Origin of the sequence: Aeromonas sp. FDAARGOS 1417 (assembly GCF_019046985.1) — a bacterium.
In the GTDB taxonomy this organism is placed as follows: Bacteria; Pseudomonadota; Gammaproteobacteria; order Enterobacterales; family Aeromonadaceae; genus Aeromonas; species Aeromonas veronii.
The window spans coordinates 3,467,447-3,486,180 of the sequence record NZ_CP077221.1 but is presented as its reverse complement, the minus strand read 5'-3'; the positions used below and the strand labels follow the sequence as shown (position 1 = coordinate 3,486,180).

General features: G+C 61.5%; 13 protein-coding genes and 4 tRNA genes. 5 read left to right on the top strand and 12 right to left on the bottom strand.

Annotation, left to right across the window (positions count from 1 at the left end; translation table 11 throughout):
* Nucleotides 1-80: 80 nt before the first annotated feature.
* The 5 genes from I6L47_RS16060 to plsY all read right to left on the bottom strand — a co-directional run bounded on the left by I6L47_RS16060 (nucleotide 81) and on the right by plsY (nucleotide 1,157).
* Nucleotides 81-156: transfer RNA gene (locus tag I6L47_RS16060), tRNA-Asn, on the bottom strand.
* 8 nt (nucleotides 157-164) lie between these two features.
* A tRNA-Phe gene (locus tag I6L47_RS16055) sits at nucleotides 165-240 on the bottom strand.
* A gap of 3 nt (nucleotides 241-243) precedes the next feature.
* Nucleotides 244-319, bottom strand: a tRNA-Thr gene (locus tag I6L47_RS16050).
* 52 nt (nucleotides 320-371) lie between these two features.
* Nucleotides 372-447: transfer RNA gene (locus I6L47_RS16045), tRNA-Phe, on the bottom strand.
* Between the two features lie 47 nt (nucleotides 448-494).
* Nucleotides 495-1,157 (bottom strand): glycerol-3-phosphate 1-O-acyltransferase PlsY, encoded by a 663-nt coding sequence (gene plsY / locus I6L47_RS16040; RefSeq protein ID WP_216947860.1) that lies wholly within the window; start codon nucleotides 1,155-1,157, stop codon nucleotides 495-497.
* A 157-nt stretch (nucleotides 1,158-1,314) separates the two neighbouring features.
* Here plsY and folB point away from each other — a divergent pair, with 157 nt between their 5' ends.
* The 3 genes from folB to I6L47_RS16025 all read left to right on the top strand — a co-directional run bounded on the left by folB (nucleotide 1,315) and on the right by I6L47_RS16025 (nucleotide 2,810).
* Nucleotides 1,315-1,686 (top strand): dihydroneopterin aldolase, encoded by a 372-nt coding sequence (gene folB, locus I6L47_RS16035; protein ID WP_005355064.1) that lies wholly within the window; start codon nucleotides 1,315-1,317, stop codon nucleotides 1,684-1,686.
* Nucleotides 1,686-2,195, top strand: coding sequence for a 2-amino-4-hydroxy-6-hydroxymethyldihydropteridine diphosphokinase (folK, locus tag I6L47_RS16030; RefSeq protein WP_005336107.1), 510 nt, complete (start codon nucleotides 1,686-1,688; stop codon nucleotides 2,193-2,195). The genes folB and folK overlap by 1 nt, the downstream gene beginning before the upstream one ends.
* 126 nt (nucleotides 2,196-2,321) lie before the next feature.
* On the top strand, nucleotides 2,322-2,810 hold the full coding sequence (locus I6L47_RS16025) for a YbaK/EbsC family protein (protein WP_216947859.1): 489 nt from the start codon (nucleotides 2,322-2,324) through the stop codon (nucleotides 2,808-2,810).
* Here I6L47_RS16025 and mdtD read toward each other — a convergent pair.
* Complete coding sequence (gene mdtD / locus I6L47_RS16020; protein WP_167573360.1) at nucleotides 2,782-4,185, bottom strand: multidrug transporter subunit MdtD; 1,404 nt, start codon at nucleotides 4,183-4,185, stop codon at nucleotides 2,782-2,784. The two genes, I6L47_RS16025 and mdtD, sit on opposite strands and share 29 nt — an antisense overlap.
* An 11-nt stretch (nucleotides 4,186-4,196) precedes the next feature.
* Nucleotides 4,197-4,805 (bottom strand): TetR/AcrR family transcriptional regulator, encoded by a 609-nt coding sequence (locus tag I6L47_RS16015; protein ID WP_216947857.1) that lies wholly within the window; start codon nucleotides 4,803-4,805, stop codon nucleotides 4,197-4,199.
* Between the two features lie 90 nt (nucleotides 4,806-4,895).
* On the opposite strand from I6L47_RS16015, the gene I6L47_RS16010 reads away from it, so the two are divergent.
* Both I6L47_RS16010 and I6L47_RS16005 read left to right on the top strand, forming a co-directional pair.
* The gene (locus tag I6L47_RS16010; protein WP_216947855.1) at nucleotides 4,896-5,996 is read left to right on the top strand and encodes an efflux RND transporter periplasmic adaptor subunit; all 1,101 of its coding nucleotides are present in this window, start codon (nucleotides 4,896-4,898) and stop codon (nucleotides 5,994-5,996) included.
* Nucleotides 5,993-9,100: an efflux RND transporter permease subunit gene (locus I6L47_RS16005; protein ID WP_216947854.1), complete on the top strand. Its 3,108-nt coding sequence runs from the start codon at nucleotides 5,993-5,995 to the stop codon at nucleotides 9,098-9,100. Before I6L47_RS16010 ends, I6L47_RS16005 begins: the two co-directional genes overlap by 4 nt.
* On the opposite strand, the gene I6L47_RS16000 is transcribed toward I6L47_RS16005, so the two are convergent.
* The 5 genes from I6L47_RS16000 to I6L47_RS15980 form a co-directional block, all read right to left on the bottom strand.
* Entirely contained in the window at nucleotides 9,085-10,212 is a 1,128-nt protein-coding gene (locus tag I6L47_RS16000) for a GTP-binding protein (protein ID WP_005355076.1), read from the bottom strand. The two genes, I6L47_RS16005 and I6L47_RS16000, sit on opposite strands and share 16 nt — an antisense overlap.
* 9 nt (nucleotides 10,213-10,221) lie before the next feature.
* Complete coding sequence (locus tag I6L47_RS15995) at nucleotides 10,222-11,616, bottom strand: D-arabinono-1,4-lactone oxidase (protein ID WP_216947853.1); 1,395 nt, start codon at nucleotides 11,614-11,616, stop codon at nucleotides 10,222-10,224.
* Nucleotides 11,617-11,778: 162 nt separating this feature from the next.
* Nucleotides 11,779-13,365: an EAL domain-containing protein gene (locus tag I6L47_RS15990; protein WP_021231269.1), complete on the bottom strand. Its 1,587-nt coding sequence runs from the start codon at nucleotides 13,363-13,365 to the stop codon at nucleotides 11,779-11,781.
* A gap of 280 nt (nucleotides 13,366-13,645) precedes the next feature.
* The gene (gene acnB, locus I6L47_RS15985; RefSeq protein WP_216947851.1) at nucleotides 13,646-16,243 is read right to left on the bottom strand and encodes a bifunctional aconitate hydratase 2/2-methylisocitrate dehydratase; all 2,598 of its coding nucleotides are present in this window, start codon (nucleotides 16,241-16,243) and stop codon (nucleotides 13,646-13,648) included.
* A 229-nt stretch (nucleotides 16,244-16,472) separates the two neighbouring features.
* Nucleotides 16,473-18,734: a patatin-like phospholipase family protein gene (locus I6L47_RS15980; protein WP_216949371.1), complete on the bottom strand. Its 2,262-nt coding sequence runs from the start codon at nucleotides 18,732-18,734 to the stop codon at nucleotides 16,473-16,475.

Genomic DNA, 18,734 nt, shown 5'->3' with positions numbered 1-18,734 from the left:
TGTATGGTTGTTTTTATGGTTAAAAAATGGCTGCGCCAAATAGAAAAAAGCCCTTGTCTTGCGACAAGGGCTTTTTGAATTGGCTCCTCCTACTGGACTTGAACCAGTGACATACGGATTAACAGTCCGCCGTTCTACCGACTGAACTAAGGAGGAATTGTAATTGGTGCCCAGAGACGGAATCGAACCGCCGACACGGGGATTTTCAATCCCCTGCTCTACCGACTGAGCTATCTGGGCAAATGGTGCCGGCTACCGGAATCGAACTGGTGACCTACTGATTACAAGTCAGTTGCTCTACCTACTGAGCTAAGCCGGCACACTTTAAACCATTGTGCATGAACAAATTTTTTATTTCATGGCACCAAAATTGGTGCCCAGAGACGGAATCGAACCGCCGACACGGGGATTTTCAATCCCCTGCTCTACCGACTGAGCTATCTGGGCGTGGGCGCTATTAAACGGATTTTAAGGCGGATGGTCAACGGGAAATTTCACTTTTTGTCTCGTTCGTCTCTTTTTTGCGCAACATCGTCCATTTCTGCCACTTCTTCGGCACGGGCCGCGCCTTTTCGCCCCCAGACTCTGGGTTCCTCCCCCTTGAGCAGGCGGGAGATATTCTCGTGATGGCGGATCAGAATGAGGCAGGAGAGCAGGGAGACTGGCAGGGTATATTCGGGTTTGAGCAGATAGGTAAAGAGCGGCGTCAGCAGCACGGTAATGATGGAGGCCAGCGAGGAGTAGCCACTTACCAGCAGCACCAGCAGCCAAGTGCCAATCACGGCGCCCCCCATGGTGAAACCGATGGGCATCATGGTGCCCAGCGCCGTCGCCACCCCCTTGCCACCACGAAAATGAAAGAAGATGGGGTACATATGGCCGAGGCAGGCGGCGACCCCGATAAAGCCGAGGTAGACGGGTTTGATCTGCAGATACCAGGCGAGATAGACGGGCACAGTACCCTTGAGCACATCGAGCAACAACACCACCAGCGCCGCCATCCTGCCACCGAGGCGCAGCACATTGGTTGCCCCCGGATTGTGGGAGCCATGATCCCGCGGGTCGGGCAGACCGGTGCAGCGGGAGACCAGCACAGCACTGGATAGTGAACCACCCAGGTAGGCCAGAATAATCATCAAAATAGTCAGGGCCGTCATCTTGGTCGTTTTTACCACGATATGAATGGGGTATGATGCGGGCCACATACGCTGGCATGGGCCCATGCCCACCCAGAGCGCCTCGGCAAGCCTGTTGCCCGGCCAGCATCCCTGCGCTGTCATCACAGCCCATCAAGAGTAAAGAAGAAGTACAGTCATGGACAAGGTGTTTATTCGCGGACTCGAAGTTTTGACCACCATCGGTGTATATGAGTGGGAGAAGGGCATTCGCCAAAAGCTCCGTTTTGACCTCGAGATGGGGTTCGACAACCGCCCCGCGGCTGCAACCGACGACATCAATCTGGCACTGGATTATGCCGACCTCTCCAACAAGATTTGCGAGCATGTCAGCGGCAAGGTGGTCGAGCTGGTCGAGACCATGGCCGAGCAGGTTGCCATGCTGGTGCTCGCCGACGAGCGGGTACAGTGGGTCAAGGTGACCCTCACCAAGCCGGGCGCCGTGCCCAATGCCGCCGGAGTCGGCGTCGAGATCCTGCGCCATCGCACCCCGGCCGCGAGCAGCAACTGATGACCACCATCTATATCAGCCTCGGCTCCAACATCGAGCGGGATCGCCATATCCGTGCCGGGCTCGATGCCCTGCACGCCGAATTTGGTGAGCTGCGGGTCTCCCGGGTATTCGAGAGCGAGGCGGTCGGCTTCAACGGCCGCCCCTTCTACAACCTGGTGGCGGCTGCCGAGACCGATCTGCCGCTGACCACCGTCTGCCAGCGACTGCGGGCCATGGAGTTCGCCCACGGCCGCGAGCCGGATGCCAAGAAGTTCGCCCCGCGCACCCTGGATCTCGACCTGCTGCTCTATGGCGATCTGGTCTGCGACACCCCGCTGGTGCTGCCGCGCGGTGAAGTGCTCACCAACGCCTTCGTGCTGTGGCCGCTGGCCGAGCTGGCCCCCAAACTGCGCCACCCCGTCGATGGCCGCACCATGGGCGAGCTGTGGCAAGCCTATGACAAGGCCTCCCAGCAGCTGTGCCCCATTCCCTTTCACTGGGAAGCGTGCGAATTGCAGCATCACTGATACGCAAGGGCGCCTCACGGCGCCCTTGTTGTTTTCACGGACAGGGTTGCTTATCACGGATAAGAAAGTGTCATTGGGCCTGACCCTGCGAGGCTGGCAGGATAGCGCCCACTACAGGAGAACCCCATGCCACTCGATACCATTCACCATTTCAACTGCCAGCTGCTGGCCGAACTGCCCCACCAGCGCTATGAGCATGAACCCATCCTCGACTACGCCACCGATGAAAAGGTCAAGGCCCGCCTCGGCTGGCAGGCTGAGTTCAGCAAGACCCTGTTTCTCAAGTTCAAGGATGGCCGCTTCGCTCTGCTGCTGACCCACAGGGACGGGCGGCTCGATAACAAGGCGGTCAAGGCCGCGCTCGGCGCCAAACCCTCCATCTGCACCGCCGAAGAGATGCAGGCGGAGATTGGCTGCCTGCCGGGGGCGGTGTGCCCCTTCTTGCCCCGCGCCGATATTCCGCTACTGGTGGACCCGCAACTGCTCAACCACACCGCCTTCACCTGGACTCCGGGCCACCCGGAGCAGACCTTTCTGCTGGCAACCACCCATCTGGCCGAGGTACTGGCGCAGCTCCCCTGCGAGGTCAGCTATCTGCCCTCGCCGACGGCGTAGCCCCATCGCGCGCCAGCTGGGCGAAGATGAGCGCCGCCAGCATGGAGAGCAACCCGACACAGAGGTAGGTAAGGTGGAACCCGGCCAGCCACTGGCCGTTAGCCGCTGAGGTACCCGCCGAGAAGAGCCCGAGCAGGCTGGCGGCAATCGCCACCCCCAAACTCATGGAGAGCTGCATCACCACCGAGAGCAGACCATTGCCACTGCTGGCCAGGGTCGGGCTGAGATCTTGCAGCGTGAGAGTGTTCATGGCGGAGAACTGCAGCGAGTTGATGGCGCCGAAGATCGCCAGCCAGCCCAGCAAGACCCCGTAGGGGAGCTGGTTGTCGATGAAATAGAAGCTGGCGATCATCGCCCCCAGCAACAGGGTGTTGCCGATCAGGATGCGGCGATAGCCCACCTTCGGAATAAGCTTGTTCACCAGCGTCTTGGTCAGCATGGCGCCAATCACGGTGGGGATCATGGTCATCCCCGCCTTGCTCGGGGAGAAACCGAGCCCCAGCTGCAGAAACAGCGGGGTGAGGAAGGGCATGGCGCCGCTGCCGAGGCGGGCAAACAGGTTGCCCCAGATGCCGATGGCAAAGGTGGTGGTCTTGAACAGGTTCAGGCTAAAGAGCGGCTGCTGTGCATTGGCGGCATAGAGCCAGTAGCTCGCCATCGCCGCCAAGCCGAAGATCAGTGCAAACAGCGCCCAACCGGTGGAGATGCTGTGCTCCCCCAGACCCTGCAAGCCGACCGACACCAGCACCATACCGACGCTGAACATCACAAAGCCCTGCCAGTCGAACCGGGCGGTCTGCTGCCGCAGCTCCGGCATAAAGTGCCAGCTGGCGATAAAGCCGAGCAACCCCACCGGCAGGTTGATGAGAAATACCCAGTGCCAGCTCGCCACTTCCACCAGCCAGCCACCGAGTGCCGGCCCCATCAACGGGCCGAGCAGCCCCGGAATGGTGACAAACGACATCACCCGCAGCAGCTCGTGCTTGTCATAGACCCGCAGCACCGCCAACCGTCCCACCGGCATCAGCAGCGCACCGCCAATCCCCTGCAACACCCGGGCGGCCACCAGCATGGAGAGCGAATTGGAGGCGGCGCAGGCGAGCGAGCCGAGGGTAAAGAGCGAGATGGCAGCCAGATAGATGCGGCGGGTGCCGAATCTGTCAGCCAACCAGCCGGAGGCCGGGATCAGCAACGCCACCGTCAACATGTAGGCGATGATCACCGACTGCATCTGCAGCGGGCTCTCCCCCAACGTCTCGGCCATGCTGGGCAGGGCGGTGTTGAGAATGGTGCCATCCAGCGCCTGCATAAAGAAACCGACCGCCGCCAGCAGGGGCAGCCACTTGCGCTGAGCATCTGTCACTGTGTGGCTCATTGCCACCTCCATTATTTTTGCGGGGGAGCGGCGGCGGTCAGGAAGAGATCGACACAACTCAGGGTCCAGGCATCCTGCTCGGCAGCGCTCTGGGTCAACGACAGACCCAGCTCACGGAGCATGCGCTCCTTGCCCTGCCACATCAGCAACAGCTGCAAGGCGGCCTGTTCGCTGTCTTGATGGCAAAGCAGGCCTTGCTGCTTCTGCTGCTCCAGCCAGTTGGACAGCATCTCGGTCACGTAGAGCGGGCCCGCCTCGAAAAAAAGGGTGGCCAGCTGGGCATCGTTGCAGCTGATGCAGGTGCGAAAGATATTGATGGCATCATCGCTCAGGATCAACTTGCGAAAGCTGCGACCAAAGGCAATCAGGCTCTCCCGCACATTGTTGCCACGCAACAATACCTCCGGCATCAGCTCACTGCTGACGCACTTGCTGCCCACCGCTTCGGCAAACAGCGACTCCTTGTTGGCAAAATGGCTGTAGACCGTCTGCTTGGAGACGCCCGCTTCACTGGCCACCATGTCCATGCTGACCAGATGCAGACCGTGCTGACAGAAGAGCCGCCCGGCAGCATCGAGGATCGCAGCCCGCTTCTGCTGACTACGGGGTGAAATGTTCATTTTTCCTCCACAATCAAACTGGACAGTCTAGTTTCGAAAAACTAGACTCACCGGTGTGATTTGATGTTATGTCAACCAGAGGATGATGTCATGACACTTTGCTTAATCCTGCTGGCGCTGTTACTGAGTGGCTGCAGCCCGGTCACAGAGTCAGAAGAAACACCCGCCCTGACCCGGGTGATCGCCCAGCCGCTGCAAGCCAGCGATCACTACCCGGTGCTGCACCGCTTCAATGGCCGGGTGATCGCCCCCGAGCACAGCCAGATAGGCTTCGAGCTGGCAGGGCGGGTCGCTACCCTGCACAAGGGACGCGGAGAGCCGGTCGCGGCTGGCGAACTGCTCGCCACACTGGATACCCGGCTGCTGGCAGTGGAAGCCAAAGAGCTGGCCGCCCGGGCTGCCCAGAACGAGGCCGAGCTGACCCTTGCCCGGCAGACGCTCGAACGACTCACCGCCCTGCGCCAGCAGCAGTTCAGCTCCCGACAGGCGCTGGATGAACAGCAAAGCAAAGTCCGCATGCTGGAGGCAAGCGCCAACCAGCTGGCCGCCGCCCTCGAAGCCAACCGGGTCAAACAGGAGAAATCACAGCTGCGCGCCCCCTTCAACGGGATTGTGGTCAGCCGCGAGCAGGCATTGGGGGCCGTGGTGGCCGCAGGCCAGCCTCTCTTCTCTCTGACCCGCAGCGGCCAGTGGGAGGCCGATATCGGCGTGCCGGTGAAACAGGCCGAGTCCCTGAGCGTCGGCCAACACTACCCCCTGCAAAGCGGTGCGCAATCACTGGAGGGGCGCCTGCTTAATCTGGGGGTACAAGTGGACGGGCAGACCCACACCCGCACCGCCCGCTTCCAGCTGACCCGGGGCGGCGAACAACTGGCAGAGGGGCAACTGATCACCCTGTTGCATCAGACCCGCGAGCCTACCCGCGCCTACGAAGTGCCGCTCACCGCGCTGACCCAGGGATTGCGCGGCAGCTGGACCCTCTATCTGCTCAACGACGAAACGCCACCCCGGGTGGTCAGTCGGGACGTCACTCTGCTGCAGCAAGATGGCGAGCGGGCCTGGATCAGTGGTGCCCTGAATGGACAAGAACAGCTGGTGACCGATGGCCTGCATAAACTGGTGCCGGGCCAGCAGGTCACCCTGACCACCAGCGTGGATCATCAGGCGGCGCATCCGGAGCCACAGTCATGATCCGCCCGTTTATCGAAAATGGCCGCCTGTTGCTATTGACGGTCGCGCTGCTGCTGACGGCCGCCCTTGCGGCATTGCAGACCCTGCCCAGAACCGAAGATCCCCAGCTCACCAGCCGTTTTGCCAGCGTGGTTACCCACTTCCCCGGGGCCAGCGCCGAGCGGGTGGAGGCGCTGGTGAGCGAGCCCATCGAGAACCGGCTGCGGGCCCAGAGCGAGATCAAGCTGATCGAGTCGAGCTCTCGCCCCGGTCTCTCCATCATCAATCTGGAGCTCAAGGATGAGGTCAGCGATGTCGAACCCGTCTGGTCCAGAGTCCGTGATCGGCTGGCAGATCTGGCCGCCGGGCTGCCAGCCGGCGCCAGTGCCCCCAAGCTGGATGACGAGAAGGGCTACCCCTTCACCCGGCTGGTCAATGTGGTCTGGCGCGGGCCGGGCCAGCCGCAGCTGGATCGTCTCGCCCGCTACAGCGCCGAGCTGGAACGCCGGGCTCGCCAGCTGCCGGGCACCGAATACGTCGAGCGGGTCGGGGCACCGCAGGAGGAGATCGAGGTACGGTTCGATCCCCTCGCCCTCAGTGCCAGCGGTATGAGTGGCGAACAGCTTGCCCAGGCGCTGAGCGGTGCCGATGCCAAAGTGGCCGCTGGGGAGTTGCAGGGCAGCCACAATCGCTTTCAGGTGGAGATCCGCGGTGCCCTCGATACCCTGGAGCGGATCCGCCAGATCCCGCTGCGGACTGGCGAGCAGGGCCAGACCCTGCGCCTTGGCGATCTGGCCGAGGTACGGCGTACCCTGCACCAGCCGGAGAGCCAGCTGGCCTTTGCCAATGGTGAGCGGGCCGTGGTGGTCGGTCTGCGCATGGCACAGGATCACCGTATCGACCTCTGGTCGGCACGGGTCGACTCCATGCTGACTCAGCTGCAACAGGACTTGCCGGATAATATCGGCCTCGTCACCAGCTTCGATCAGCAGCGTTATACCGATCAGCGGCTCGACACCCTGCTTATCAACATTGTGCAGGGTTTTCTCATCATAGTGGCCGTGCTGCTGGTGACCTTGGGTGTCAAGGCCGCCATTATCGTGGCCCTGTCGCTGCCGCTTACCGTGGCGTTCTCATTCGCCTGCATGAACCTGATCAATCTGCCCATTCACCAGATGTCGGTCACCGGTCTGGTGGTGGCACTCGGGATCATGGTGGACAACGCCATCGTCATGGCGGATCGGGTGCAGTATCAGCGCCGCCACGGCATGGCCATGAGTGCCGCCGCACTGGAAGCCATCGGCCACCTCTGGCTGCCACTGCTGGGCTCCACCCTCACCACCATGCTCGCCTTTATGCCGATCATTCTGATGCCGGGCCCGGCGGGCGAGTTTGTCGGCGGCATCGCTTGGGCGGTGATCTGCTCGCTGCTGGGCTCCTACCTCATCGCCCACACCCTGGTGGCTGGCCTCGCAGCCCGCTGGATTGGCAGTGACCAGGGGGGGCGCTGGTATCAGGATGGCTTGCACATGCCCCGGGTGAGCGCCCGTTTTCAGCAAAGCATCGCCATGGCGCTGGCTCACCCCTGGCGTACCCTGCTGCTGGTCAGTCTGCTGCCCCTGCTCGGTTTCTGGGTGGCGGGCCGCCTCACCGAACAGTTCTTTCCCCCTGCCGACCGGGACATGATCCACATTGAGGCCAGCCTCTCCCCACAGGCGAGCCTGGCGCGCACCCGCGAGCTGGCACTGGGGATCTCCGCCGAGCTGGCCAGCCTCCCCGAGCTGGTTCGTCAGGATTGGGTGGTGGGCGACAACGCCCCCAGTTTCTACTACAACCTGGTGCCCAGAAAACAGGGGCGGGCCGATTACGCCCAGGGGATGATCACCCTGCAGGATGCCGATGCCGCCGAACGGCTCATTCCACAACTGCAGCAGCGGCTCGATGCAACATTTCCCGAAGCGCAGATCCTGGTGCGCAAGCTGGAACAGGGGCCGCCTTTCAATGCCCCGGTCGAGCTGCGGCTGTTTGGCCCCGACCTTGAACAACTACACCGTCTGGGAGAGGAGCTGCGCAGTCTGCTCGCCAATACCCCGGCAGTGGTGCAAACCCGCGCCACCTTGCAGGCCGGGGCCCCCAAACTCTGGTTGCAGGTCGATGAGGAGGCCGCCCGACTGGCAGGCATGAGCCTGACCGATGTTGCCTCCCGGCTGGCGGGCGCACTGGATGGCAGGTTGGGCGGCACTGTGCTGGAAGGCACCGAGTCAATCCCGGTTCGGGTGCGACTGGCCGAGCCCTTGCGTCAGGATCCGGATGCGCTGCTCAATGTGCCGCTGTCGCTCACCGGCACCGGCCAGCAAGGGGCAGCCAATCTCACCTTGCGGGCGCTGGCCACTCCCGAGCTGCTGCCAAGCTGGGGGGAGATCAGCCGTCGGGATGGTGAGCGAGTCAATGTGCTGGAGGCCTATCTGGCGGTCGGCGTACTGCCGCAAACCGTGCTGGAGCAGGTCAAAGAGAGACTGGCCGCCAAGGCGCTGGCATTGCCGCCGGGCTATCGACTGGAGTTTGGCGGGGAAGCCGCCAAGCGGGATGAATCGGTGGGCAATCTGATGGCCCATGTCAGCCTGGTCGCCGTGCTGCTGGTGGCCGTGCTGGTGCTCAGCTTCAACTCGTTCCGGCTGGCAGGCATCGTCACCCTGGTGGCGATCCAGTCGGCTGGGCTCGGGCTGCTGTGGGTCTGGCTGCTGGGGTACCCCTTCGGGTTTACGGTGATCATCGCCCTGCTGGGACTGATGGGGCTGGCCATCAACGCCGCCATCGTCATTCTGGCTGAGCTGAAGGCAGACCCGCTGGCACAACAGGGCAATCTGCCGCAGATCCGTGACCTGGTGGCCGGTTGCAGCCGCCACATCGTCTCGACCACCATCACCACGGTGGGCGGCTTCATCCCGCTATTGCTGGGGGGCGGCGGCTTCTGGCCACCCTTTGCCATCGCCATCGCCGGTGGCACAGCGCTGGCAACCCTGCTCTCGTTCTACTTTGTGCCGGTGGCGTTTGTGTTGTTCAACCGCCGCCGTCCTGACCCGGTACAGGAGAGCTGCAACGCGCAAGATCAGTTGTCGGGCTGACCCAGCATGGCTTTGAGCCGCTCTTCCAGAGTGGGCTCGGGGGCCTTGAGGGTCGCCATAAAGAGCTGCTCGATACCGGCCTTGTCCTGACTTTTCACGATAAACACCAGTCGGGACTGGGCCTTGCCCTCCGGCCAGTCGCCCAGCGCCTGCAGCGGATAGAGCTGGCCGTGGACGCCGTGGATCACCACCGGCTGGCTCTCCCCTTCCAACTGCAAGATCCCCTTGAGGCGCAGCAGGGCATCGCCATATTGGGCCTGCACCGCATCGATGGCGGCCAGCAGGCGGGAGGGCTTGAGCGGCTCGCCGATACGCAGGGAGAAACTCTCGATGTTGCCGTGCTCGAAGTGGGTGGGCGCAGCTGTGCCCACCTTGGCGGCGAACGGTTGCATCTTCGGCTGCATGGGTGACGCCAGCCCCTGCTTGGGGGATTCGGTGCGCAGCCAGGCCAGCAGCTGGCGCACATCGCGCCCGGCCGCTTCGTTGTAAGCGCCGAGCTTCTCCAGCACAGCTGGCGACAGTTCGCCATTGGTCACCTGCTGGATGGGGGCCGCAGGATTGAGTGCCGCCAGCTGGGCTTCGACCCGCGCCAGCTGTTCGCCGTCCACCAGATCCCCCTTGCTCACCACCAGCAGATCCGCCAGCGCCACCTGTTTCACCGCTTCATATTGAGCCGCCAGCTGCTGCTCGATATGGCCGGCATCCACCACGGTGACAGTGCCATCGAAGCGGTAGCGCTGGGCGATAAAGCCCTCTTCGCGCAGGGTAAATAGCACGGGGGCCGGATCTGCCAGACCGGTGGTCTCGATAATCAGCCGCTTGAACGGTTTGATCTTGCGCTGGATGGCCTTCATAAAGAGCCCCTGCAACGCCTCCACCAAAGAACCCTGTACCGAGCAGCAGATGCAGCCGGAGTCGAGCAGCATCACCTGCTCATCCACCTGTTGCACCAGATGGTGATCCAGCCCCACCGAGCCGAACTCGTTGATCAGCACGGCGCACTCACCGAGCTCCGGCTGCTTGACCCAATGGTTGAGCAGAGTTGTCTTGCCGCTGCCGAGAAAGCCGGTCAGCAGGGTCACAGGGATACGGGTATCTTGCATATCGGTCATGTCAGATCCTTACCGGTTGGCAAACAGGTCGCTGAGCCAGCGGTTTTCAAAGCGGCCGTGGGGGTCGAGCTCGGCTTTCAACGCCACGAAGTCGTTCCAGCGCGGCAGCAGGGTCGGGAAGTCGTAGAGATCCATCGCCAGATGCTTGCCGAAGTGGGGAATGCCACCGAGCGGCACCAGCAGTTGCTGCAGCTCGCGCATCTGCTCCATGGAGCCGTTGACGAAGGTGCCGTCCGCTGCCAGATAGACCAGAAAACCGATCCAGCAGACCGACTGGCCATAAGCGGCACTTAACCAGGCCTCGGAAGGGCCGGTACAGCGCAGGATAAAGGGGTAGTGCAACACACCCGGATTGGCCTGCTGCCACGCTTGCAGGGTCTCCAGCGCCTCGTTCATCCGATGCAGCGGCACCGCCACCTCGCAGTTGATCTGGGGTGCCGGGATCCCCTTGCAGAGGATCTGGTAGACGTTGCCCACCAGATCGGAGGCATCCTTGAAGCGGCGCACCGTCTCGAAGTGCTCCCCCGCCAGCGCCTCATCCTTGGTGTCTTTCGCCATCTTCTGCAAAGTGGCATCAATGGTGGCATTCATGCGGGCGTCGATATCGCCATCCAGCAGCAGCGGCTCGCTGCCACCTGCGCGGTAGCGGGCAACCTCCTCATCGGAGGCGGGATCCACCAGCCAGATGTGGCTCTCGCCGGTCCAGGCAAACCACCAGCTCTTCACAAAGCCGTGCTCGCGGTTGAGCCGCTCGTTGTGCTCCAAGAGGAAGGGGTAATCGGTGGTGAACTTGGTGCAGCGCATAATGCGATTTGGCACGGTGCGCAGGGTGACGTCGAGCAGGATGCCGAGCATCCCCATCCCCATCACGAAGGCGCCGAAGCGCGGGTCGGTGCGATCCACCCGGATGATGTCGCCACTGGCCAGCATCACCGTCATCGCCTCCACCGCATCGCAGAGGGCTGACTGGTGCAGCCCCTGGCCGTGGGTGCCGGTGCTGAGGGCGCCGCCCAGGGTCTGGATGCCGATAACGCCCGGGGATGCGGGCAGCATCCGCTCCATGGCGATCAGCTCGGCATAAACGGTATCGAGCGGCGTCCCCGCCTGATAGGTCACGGTATCGGCCGTTTTCGCCAGCTGGCCGCGCAGGTGGTGCAAGTCCACCAGCAGCGCCTGACTGCCCTCGGCATAGACGCTGTGGATGGGTTCGAAGGAGAGGCCGGAGCCGATAAGGCGCAGCTTGCGCTCGGGGTGTTCCCGCAGCAGCATTTGCAGCTCGTCGCGGCTTTTCGGGCGCCATACCTGATCCAGCGCCCCGAGGGGATTGGTTCTCGACCAGTTGAACAGCACCTCCCGATTACCGATCGCCTTGATGCTGTGAAATGCCTGGAACTGAACCGTCATACCGCGCCTCATCTTTTACTGACGTCAAAATGAGCGCTGATTCTACCGAAAAGCGAGCCGCAAGGCATGAAAAACAAGCCCCTGCACTCGAGGGGGGATAGGGAGAGAGCACTCCCCTACCCTGCCAGACGGGAGCTTGTCCGCCCGTCAGTCACCGATAAATCAGGTCGCATTCGGGATGCCTCGCACCCCATCTGGCTGGCGGGTCTGTGCCTCTTCCGGCAGCAGCTCCTCACAGAACTGGCGCAGCGGCATGGGGCGGGCAAACAGGTATCCCTGCAGATAGTCGACCCCTTTGGCCCTGAGGTAGTCAGCCTGACGCTCGCTCTCCACCCCTTCCGCCACCAGCGCCAGACCGAGCCGGGTCGCCAGATCGATCACGTTGTCCACGATATGTTCCGAGAGCGACTCGGTACCGATGCGGGCGATAAAGGATTTGTCGATCTTGAGGTAATCCACATGAAACTGCTGCAGGTAAGCCAGGCTGGAGTGGCCGGTACCAAAGTCGTCGATGGCGAGTTTTACCCCCATCTCGTCCAGCTGGCGGAACAGGGAGAGGGTCTGGGGATCTGACATCAGCAGCTCCCGCTCGGTCAACTCCAACACCAGTACCACCTTGCCGGGGAGGAAATGCCCGAGGAAGGCGCGACACTCGGCCAGCAGGGCAAAATCGTGGCAATGGGCGGCGCTGATGTTGAAGCTGATATGAAACCCATCGGGCAACTGCTCCTGAGAGCGGTTCAACCGTGTCGCCACCTGCTTCATGATATGGGTGGTCATGGGAACGATCAGTCCCGACTCCTCCGCTTGCGGGATAAAGAGATCGGGCCGGATCACCCCTTCATTGACATGCTCCCAGCGCATCAGCACCTCGGCGCCCATCATCTTGCCGTCGTGGCTGGCAATCAGCGGCTGCAAGTAGGGAACAAACTCCCTGGCTCGCAGGGCCCGTCGCAATTCATCTGTTGGCGAGCCGGGACGCCCCAGTACCCACCACACCAGCCAAGCCAGCAAAAGCGAGGAAACCGCCAGCCACGACAGCGCCACATGCCGCGCGGCCCACAGCGACTTCCAGTAGACCGGCATGGCATAACCGGCATGGATGGTGAAAGGATAATGGGATGAGGTGAGGGCCTGGCTGATCCCGCGATGGAGGGTGGGCGCCTCGCTCAGATAGCGGCCAGACTCATTGAGCCAGGCCGACCCCACCTGCAGATAGAGCGCACTGGATTTTCCGCTCATGGAGAGCATGAAACTGAGCTGGGTACTGTCGATGGCACTCAAGGCGGCATCCTTGCCCTGCTCGGTGCGCACCACCAGCAGCGGGTGATTTTGCCGCACCCGGTTGCCACTCATCAGCAGCAGCTTGCGGCCGGTGTAGATGGAACCATCATCGGCATCATTGGCCTCACCAAACAGCGAGGTGCAATTGATGATGCCGTTTCGCACCAGATTGACCGAACGCAGGAAGGGCTCAATGGCGACCTTCTTGCGCAGCACCAGCAGGTTGTCACGACAGGGAGCCTTCACCAGAGGCAGCACGGAGCGATTGGCCTGCTCCGCATGATCCAGCATCGACTCCATCAGGGTTCTGGCCTTGTGGGCCGAGGCGCTGGATTCCGCTTTCAGCTCCTGCACATAATTGCTGTGGATGAGCCAAGCTCCCACCAGCAGCGGCAGGGTAAAGACCAGCAAGGCACCGCCGAAGCGTAACCCGGTTCGGGAGAGATCGATCCTGAACAGAAACATAAAGAACCACGCCGCAATTCGTCAGGCCTGCCAACGCAAGCACCCAGTGAACAGATATCCACTTTCCCTCGATAACGATGCCTCATCATTACCGCACATAACCGAACAACATAACCCAAAGCGTTTATAAAACGAACCACCAAACAGGTGGTTGGATCTCTCTAGCAAGGATCGTGCAAACAATCTTCAAAAAAGACGCTGAATAACACACAAATAAATAATGCCGCGTAAATACGCGGCATTATTAGCTTCTTATCGCGCAAATCGCGCAAGAACTCCGTTAAACGGCTTGCTGCAGGATCACCGCATCAGCCTTCTTGGTGTAGGAGGCGATCTCGTTGAAGTTGAGGTAGCGGTAAGTATCTGCCGCAGTGGCATCGAGCGCCTTGGCGTATTGCAGGTACTCCGCCACGGTCGGGATCTTGCCGAGGATGGCGGCAACGGCGGCTAGCTCCGCAGAGGCCAGATAGACGTTGGCACCTTTACCCAGACGGTTCGGGAAGTTACGTGTGGAGGTGGAGACCACCGAGGCCCCTTCCGCTACTCGCGCCTGGTTGCCCATGCACAGGGAGCAGCCCGGGATCTCGATGCGGGCACCGACGCGACCAAAGATGCCGTAGTAGCCCTCTTCGGTCAGCTGATCCTTGTCCATCTTGGTGGGCGGCGCGATCCACATGCGGGTCGGCAGCTCGCCCTGATACTTCTCGAGCAGTTTGCCGGCGGCACGGAAGTGACCGATGTTGGTCATGCAGGAACCGATGAACACTTCGTCGATCTTGTCGCCAGCCACGTCGCTCAGCAGACGGGCATCGTCCGGATCGTTCGGCGCACAGAGGATTGGCTCCTTGATGGTGGCCAGATCGATCTCGATGATTTCGGCGTACTCGGCATCCTTGTCCGCTTCCATCAGGGTCGGGTTGGCCAGCCACTCTTCCATCCCCTTGATACGACGGGTGATGGTGCGCGGGTCACCGTAACCTTCGGAGAGCATCCATTTCAGCATCACGATGTTGGACTTCAGATACTCGATGATCGGCTCTTTATCCAGCTTGATGGTGCAACCGGCAGCGGAACGCTCGGCGCTGGCGTCCGCCAGTTCGAACGCCTGCTCTACCTTCAGGGTCGGCAGGCCTTCGATCTCGAGAATGCGGCCGGAGAAGATGTTCTTCTTGCCCGCTTTCTCGACGGTCAGCAGCCCTTTCTGGATGGCGGCATAGGGGATGGCATGAACCAGATCACGCAGGGTGATGCCCGGTTGCAGCTCGCCCTTGAAGCGCACCAGCACGGACTCCGGCATGTCCAGTGGCATCACGCCGGTAGCGGCGGCGAAAGCCACCAAACCGGAGCCCGCCGGGAAGGAAATGCCGATGGGGAAACGGGTGTGGGAGTCACCACCGGTACCCACGGTATCCGGCAGCAGCATGCGGTTCAGCCAGGAGTGGATGACGCCGTCACCCGGACGCAAGCTCACACCGCCGCGGTTCATGATGAAGTCCGGCAGGGTGTGGTGGGTCTGTACGTCGATGGGCTTCGGATAGGCGGCAGTGTGGCAGAAGGACTGCATGGTCAGATCGGCGGAGAAGCCGAGACAGGCCAGATCTTTGAGCTCGTCGCGGGTCATCGGGCCCGTGGTGTCCTGAGAGCCGACCGTGGTCATCTTGGGCTCGCAGTAAGTGCCCGGGCGAATGCCCTTCACGCCGCACGCCTTGCCCACCATCTTCTGGGCCAGGGTGAAGCCTTTACCGGTATCGGCCACCGGCTGCGGGCGACGGAATACGGTGGAGAACGGCAGACCCAGCGCTTCGCGGGCCTTGTCAGTGAGGCCGCGGCCGATGATCAGCGGGATACGGCCACCGGCGCGCACTTCGTCGATCAGCACGTCGGTCTTCAGTTCAAACTGCGCCAGCACCTGTTCGGTGCCGTGTTTGCAGATCTTGCCGGCAAACGGGTAGATGTCGATCACATCGCCCATTTCCAGCTTGGAGACGTCCACTTCGATAGGCAGAGCGCCGGCATCTTCCATGGTGTTGAAGAAGATCGGGGCAATCTTGCCACCCAGACAGACACCGCCAGCGCGCTTGTTCGGCACGAACGGAATGTCGTCGCCCATAAACCAGAGCACCGAGTTGGTGGCGGATTTACGGGAAGAACCGGTACCGACCACGTCACCCACATAGGCCAGCGGGAAGCCTTTCTCTTTCAGGGCATCGATAGTCTTGATGGGGCCGACGGCGCCATCCTTGTCCGGAGTAATGCCGGGACGGGCGTTTTTCAGCATCGCCAGGGCGTGCAGCGGAATGTCCGGGCGGGACCAGGCGTCCGGTGCCGGAGAGAGGTCGTCGGTGTTGGTTTCGCCGGTTACCTTGAACACGGTGACAGTGATCTTCTCGGCCAGCTCCGGGCGGGAGAGGAACCACTCGGCATCAGCCCAGGACTGCATCACTTGCTTGGCGTGGACATTGCCCGCCTTGGCCTTCTCTTCCACGTCGTGGAAAGAGTCAAACATCAGCAGGGTGTGGGAGAGCCCCTTGGCGGCAAGCGGCGCCAGAGTGGCGTGATCCAGCAGGTCGATCAGCGGTTGAATGTTGTAACCACCCTGCATGGTGCCCAGCAGCTCAACGGCTTCGGCGGCAGTCAGGATGGGAGAGTGGGCTTCGCCCTTGGCGACGGCGGTGAGGAAACCGGCTTTGACATAGGCCGCTTCATCAACACCGGGGGGAATACGGGAGGACAACAGCTCTTTCAGAAAGTCTTCTTCGCCAGCGGGCGGGTTCTTGAGCAGCTCAACCAGGGCGGCGACCTGCTCTGCATCCAGAGGTTTGGCAACCACGCCCTCGGCGGCACGTTCTGCGACGTGTTTACGGTATGTTTCAAGCACGACTAATTCCTCTTTGGTCTTTTTTTGGGGTTCGCCCACGCTCGCGGCGATCGTCCTTGCGGGACACCCCGTAGGGTGCTCCCCACTATATAAGTTTTAACGACTAATTAAAATCCAAACCCTGTTTACTTATTCACCACAAAATCGTAACCAATTAAACAGACTGGTATTTTTTGAAAATTAATTGAACGCCCTCAACCAGAGTTAACAAATTGGCATCATTTCAGCATTATTCGAACGTACTGCCCAATTGCAGATAGAAGACGTCATTGCCCCCCTCCGCCATGCCGTAGCCGAGGAACACTGGGCCGAGGAAGCTCTCCACCCCGACATAAACCGACCCGGCGGTGAAGGAGCTCTCCAGACTGATATCCTCACCCTTGTTCCAGACCCCGCCCTGCTCCAGAGATCCACCCAGATAGAGCGGCATCTTGAGGGCACCGAAGTCATTGTCCGCCACCCGATAGATGTAACGCAGGCCACCAAACAGGCTGTAGCGACCGCTCAGCTGGTAGCGCTGGAAACCGGAGAGGCGGAACAGCCCGCCCAGATCCTGAATATGCAGTGGCACCACCTCTTCACTGCCCGAGCCACCCCCTTCGAGGATCAGGTTGAGGCTGTGCCTGTCCCATGACCAGGGCTTGATCATCGAGAGCTGATAATTCCAGCCTTCACTGCGGCCATCTGCCGACTCGAGTCCATCCACACTGACGTGGGAGTGGCCCAGTTTCATGTCCCATTTCATCCCCTGATAGGGGAAATAGAGGCTATCCAGATTGTCGTGTTCAAAGCGGACATAGGGGCCCCACGCCGTGGCATCCATCTCCAGTCCCTTGAAGTTCTTCACATCAATCGTGCCCAGTTGTCCCTCCAGTCCCATCGACAACCGGCTCCAGGGCTGGCGGTTCCAGCCCACCGCCAGATCACCGCTGAAGAAGGAGTATTCGGAGTCGAGATAGCTTATCGAAACCGCCTCGGGATCCGGATTGGGGAAAAACAGGCGGCGCAGGGTCTGGTCATAGGCCAGACTCGCCTCACCATAGAAGGTCTGGGAGGGTTCGAGCGGGGTATAGAAGTCTGTCTTGATATGTTTGGCCGTGCCCAGCGACGCCTCAGTCAGCCACTCGGCCCCCCACTCGTTGACGTTGGTGAGGGTATAGGACATGCCGACGTTGTAGTTGGAGGTGTTCTCGAAGTCATCGGTGAAACCGAACTGGAAGTTGAGGTAGCCCGGCCCCCAGTTCTTCTCGCTGGCGTCCACCAGCAGCACATTCTCCCCGTCACGCTCCTCCACCTCGTAGGTGATGCGATCGAAGGACTCCAGCGCGTAGAGGCGGCGAATGCCCGCTTCCAGACTCTCATTGGTCTGCACCTTGTCCGGCCGCACTTTCAGCATGGCGCGCACCGTCTCGTCGGAGAGGCGCGACTTGTTGATAATCTCCACCTTGTCGATGAAGTAGGCGGGCTGACCGCTACGCTCGGCACGGCGGCTCAGCTTCTGGTTGCGATAGGCGTTGTACTGCGCCTTGGTGAGCGACAGTTTATCGAGTTGCAGCGACACCTTGTCAGCCGCCGTCTCACCGATCTTGATCCCCTCCGGCATCCGGGCAAAGTCGGCGATCCCCATATCGCCAAACTCGGGGGCGATCAGAATATCCTTCGGTCCCATCAGCGCCTTCTGCTTGTCGGTGCCCACCTGGGTCATGTAGGTGGTGAGCTGGTCGATCATCGCCAACCCTGACTTGAGGGACTCCCGGGTACGCAGCTTGGCACCGATATCCACCGCGATCACCACATCGGCCCCCATCGCCTTGGCGACATCCACCGGCATGTTGTTGACGCTGCCGCCGTCCGCTAGGATGTGTCCCTCCCACTCCACCGGCTTGAGGGCGCCGGGAATGGACATTGAGGCCTGCATCGCCTTGGCAAGGCTGCCGTGATCCAGCACAAAGGGGGTGACCGTCTCCATGTCGGTCGCCATGGCGCGGTAGGGAATGGGGAGATCATCGAAACTCGCCTGCACCGGCAGGTTGGAGGTGGCCCCCCGCAGCAGGCTGGCCATGGATTGGCCCTGGAAGAAACCGTCCGGCAGCTGGGTGGTGTCGCCATTCACCCCTATGTCGGTGCGCAGTTGGTACTGCTCGTTCTGCTGCTTTTTGCGCAGCGACAGCTCGTCGCGGCCAACCTTGTCCTGATACCCCTTGTTCCAGTCGATGGCCAAAGTGGTGCGTTCCACCTCCTCGGCACTGAGCCCCATGGCATACATCCCCGCCACATAAGAGCCCATGCTGGTGCCGACTATGATGTCGACCGGAATCCGTTTCTGCTCCAGTACCTTGAGGATGCCGATATGGGCCGATCCCTTGGCGCCGCCGCCGCTGAGCACCACCGCAATTTTCGGGCGCTCCCCCTGTGCCGCCACAGCCAGCAGCGGGCAGGCCGCCAGCATCACCAAAAGCAGACGGGTCCATCCCGCACCTAAGCTGCGCAT

Bases quoted from the DNA above. Each gene is read 5' to 3' on its own strand.
- folB (WP_005355064.1), top strand. From the start codon at position 1,315: ATGGACAAGGTGTTTATTCGCGGACTCGAAGTTTTGACCACCATCGGT.
- I6L47_RS16005 (WP_216947854.1), top strand. From the start codon at position 5,993: ATGATCCGCCCGTTTATCGAAAATGGCCGCCTGTTGCTATTGACGGTC.
- I6L47_RS15990 (WP_021231269.1), bottom strand. From the start codon at position 13,365: ATGTTTCTGTTCAGGATCGATCTCTCCCGAACCGGGTTACGCTTCGGC.
- mdtD (WP_167573360.1), bottom strand. From the start codon at position 4,185: ATGAGCCACACAGTGACAGATGCTCAGCGCAAGTGGCTGCCCCTGCTG.
- I6L47_RS15995 (WP_216947853.1), bottom strand. From the start codon at position 11,616: ATGACGGTTCAGTTCCAGGCATTTCACAGCATCAAGGCGATCGGTAAT.
- folK (WP_005336107.1), top strand. From the start codon at position 1,686: ATGACCACCATCTATATCAGCCTCGGCTCCAACATCGAGCGGGATCGC.
- I6L47_RS16010 (WP_216947855.1), top strand. From the start codon at position 4,896: ATGACACTTTGCTTAATCCTGCTGGCGCTGTTACTGAGTGGCTGCAGC.
- I6L47_RS16000 (WP_005355076.1), bottom strand. From the start codon at position 10,212: ATGACCGATATGCAAGATACCCGTATCCCTGTGACCCTGCTGACCGGC.
- I6L47_RS15980 (WP_216949371.1), bottom strand. From the start codon at position 18,734: ATGCGCAGCTTAGGTGCGGGATGGACCCGTCTGCTTTTGGTGATGCTG.
- I6L47_RS16025 (WP_216947859.1), top strand. From the start codon at position 2,322: ATGCCACTCGATACCATTCACCATTTCAACTGCCAGCTGCTGGCCGAA.
- plsY (WP_216947860.1), bottom strand. From the start codon at position 1,157: ATGACGGCCCTGACTATTTTGATGATTATTCTGGCCTACCTGGGTGGT.
- I6L47_RS16015 (WP_216947857.1), bottom strand. From the start codon at position 4,805: ATGAACATTTCACCCCGTAGTCAGCAGAAGCGGGCTGCGATCCTCGAT.